The organism is Rubrivirga sp., assembly GCF_049648075.1.
In the GTDB taxonomy this organism is placed as follows: domain Bacteria; phylum Bacteroidota; class Rhodothermia; order Rhodothermales; family Rubricoccaceae; genus Rubrivirga.
Map to the genome: position 1 here is coordinate 1 of NZ_JBARYR010000683.1, position 2,105 is coordinate 2,105.

Sequence of the window (2,105 nt, forward strand, 5' to 3'; positions counted from 1 at the left end):
GGCCACGCGCTTCTTGCCGACGCGGAAGCCTGCCTCCTTGAGGTCCTCGTGGACCCGGAGCGCGCCGTACGAGCCGTCGGACTCGGCGTGCGACGACCGGATCGCCTCGGTGATCTCGACGTCGCGCTGCGCACGCGGCGACGGCGGGCGGCCGAGCCACGCATAGAAGCCGCTCCGGGAGACGCGGAGGACGTCGGCCATGCGTGAGACGGGGAAGGGGGCCTGGTGCGCCCTCATGAACTCGAAGGCCCGGACGGTACCGAGCCGGTCTCCCGAGCGAACCAGGCCGCGGCTTTTGCCAAGATGTCGCGCTCCTGCTGGAGCCTCTTGACCTCCTTGCGGAGCCGCCTCAGCTCGTCGCGGTCGGAGTCCGTCGCGGTGAACGACGACGGGTCGGCCTTGGCGATCCAATCGCGGGTCGTGTGCTCGGTCGGCTCGAACTCGCGGGCGAGGTCGACGACGGAGCGGCCAGATCGGTGGAGCGCGACGATCTGCTCGCGGAACTCAGGCGGGTAGGCAGGGCGGTGTCGGGGCATGAAACTCGAGGTCTGAGGACAACTGGAAGATTGTCCACCGTACCGGGTTCACTCCAGACGGGCCGAACCCGGACGGGTGGTCGTGCGGTGCCGAGGCGCCTTCGCTCAGGAGGAGCTTCAACACGTGACTTGAGGCTCCCTGACCATTCGCTCGCTCGTTTCCTGTTTTGTAGAGGTACACCCCAAGACGGCCATCGTCTCGACGTACGACGTCCTACAGAACAGCACTCAGGAACCATGGGATTCAACAACGCAGGATTAGGCCCTTCCGACCAGATGATCGTGCAGAGCCTCCAGCCCGTCATCATATCCACACTCCGCAAGGCCTCCACCTCCATTCGGAACGGGGGCGGGATCGGCGAGAGTCGGAAGTGGTTCGGGGACCAGTCGGGACCATGGATGGCGAAGCTCGCACAGCAACTCGGAACGCTCGCGAGCCTCATCAACGTCAAGCCCATCGATGTCGCGTTCCAAGACTTCCAGGGGAGGTGTTCGGACGAGTATGCGTCGGCGATGAGGCCCGCCGGCGGGTGGAACGATTTCACCGGCGACGCGAGCCCGATGACGACGGGCCAAGCCCAGAACTTCAGAATCTTCCTCAACCACAACTGGAACTCCGCGCCGCTTTACCGCCCCTTCAAGCGACCGGCGGACAGCAAGTTTCAGACGCTGGTCCACGAGTGCACGCACCTGTTCATCAACACGGATGACGACGCCTACGGAGTACCAGACTGTGAAGTAACAGCAGCCGTCAACCCCAACATGGCGAAGAAGACGGCCGATAACTGGGGGTACTTCGTCGAGGAGTTCCGAACCGGCGGTTGATCCCTCCTCGGCGCGGACCTCGTCACGTTCCCGGGTCGTCGCTCTCGAAGTCGCTCTCGAGCAACCCGTAGAAGTAGCTGTCCTTCCACGTCCCGAACGTGAACCACCGCCGGCGCATCACGCCCTCGAGGACGAACCCCAGCCGCGCCAGCAGCCTCGAGGACGCCGCGTTGTCCGGGTCCACGTCGGCCTCGACGCGGGCCAGGCCCATCTCTGAGAACGCGAACCGGAGCGCCGTGCGGACCGCGTCGCTCGCCAGGCCTCGGCCCTGGGCGTTCGGGTGCAGGATGAAGCCGAGCTCGCAGCGCCGGTTCTGCTTGTCCCATCCCACGAGGGTCACCGTCCCAATGAGGCGGTCGTCGGCGGGCTCCGTGACGGCCCATTGGAACAGCGAGCGGTCCCTCAGACCGGTCTGCATCCCTTGGTAGTACGTCTCCGCGGCCCCGTGATCGGCGAGCGGTCCGTGGCTCCAGTACGCGAGCGTGTCGGCGTCGCCGAAGAGGTCGAGCAGGTCGGGGACGTCGCGGGGGTCGGCCTGGCGCAGGCGCACGCGGTCACCCTCGAGGGCGGGCAGGCCGTCGGCGAACGGGTCGTGGGTGTGTTCGGGGGCGGGGCCTCGGCCGTGCATGGCGGTTCGGGGTTCAGGGTTCTCGGTTCGCGCGTTCGATGCGCCCCGGCAAACTGAAACATCGCACCACGCGCCGACCTCGAGGACGCACCGCTCTCGACCCATCAGAACATGAA

At 66.5% G+C, this 2,105-nt stretch carries 4 protein-coding genes; 1 reads left to right on the forward strand and 3 read right to left on the reverse strand.

The features are described 5' to 3' along the window. On the reverse strand, window positions 1-201 hold a 201-nt coding region (locus WBA11_RS18205), incomplete at its 3' end, for an IS3 family transposase (RefSeq protein ID WP_424522054.1). Window positions 202-233: 32 nt separating this feature from the next. Then, window positions 234-536 carry a transposase gene (locus WBA11_RS18210; protein WP_424522055.1) on the reverse strand — a complete coding sequence of 101 codons (303 nt, stop codon included), beginning with the start codon at window positions 534-536 and terminating at the stop codon, window positions 234-236. Between the two features lie 237 nt (window positions 537-773). On the opposite strand from WBA11_RS18210, the gene WBA11_RS18215 reads away from it, so the two are divergent. Next, the gene (locus tag WBA11_RS18215) at window positions 774-1,361 is read left to right on the forward strand and encodes a M35 family metallo-endopeptidase (RefSeq protein WP_424522056.1); all 588 of its coding nucleotides are present in this window, start codon (window positions 774-776) and stop codon (window positions 1,359-1,361) included. Between the two features lie 22 nt (window positions 1,362-1,383). Here WBA11_RS18215 and WBA11_RS18220 read toward each other — a convergent pair. Beyond that, the coding region (locus WBA11_RS18220) for a GNAT family N-acetyltransferase (RefSeq protein ID WP_424522057.1) at window positions 1,384-2,105 on the reverse strand (722 nt) is incomplete at its 5' end.

Excerpts from the sequence above, each read along its gene's own strand:
- WBA11_RS18210 (WP_424522055.1), bottom strand. The coding sequence starts at position 536 with ATGCCCCGACACCGCCCTGCCTACCCGCCTGAGTTCCGCGAGCAGATC.
- WBA11_RS18215 (WP_424522056.1), top strand. The coding sequence starts at position 774 with ATGGGATTCAACAACGCAGGATTAGGCCCTTCCGACCAGATGATCGTG.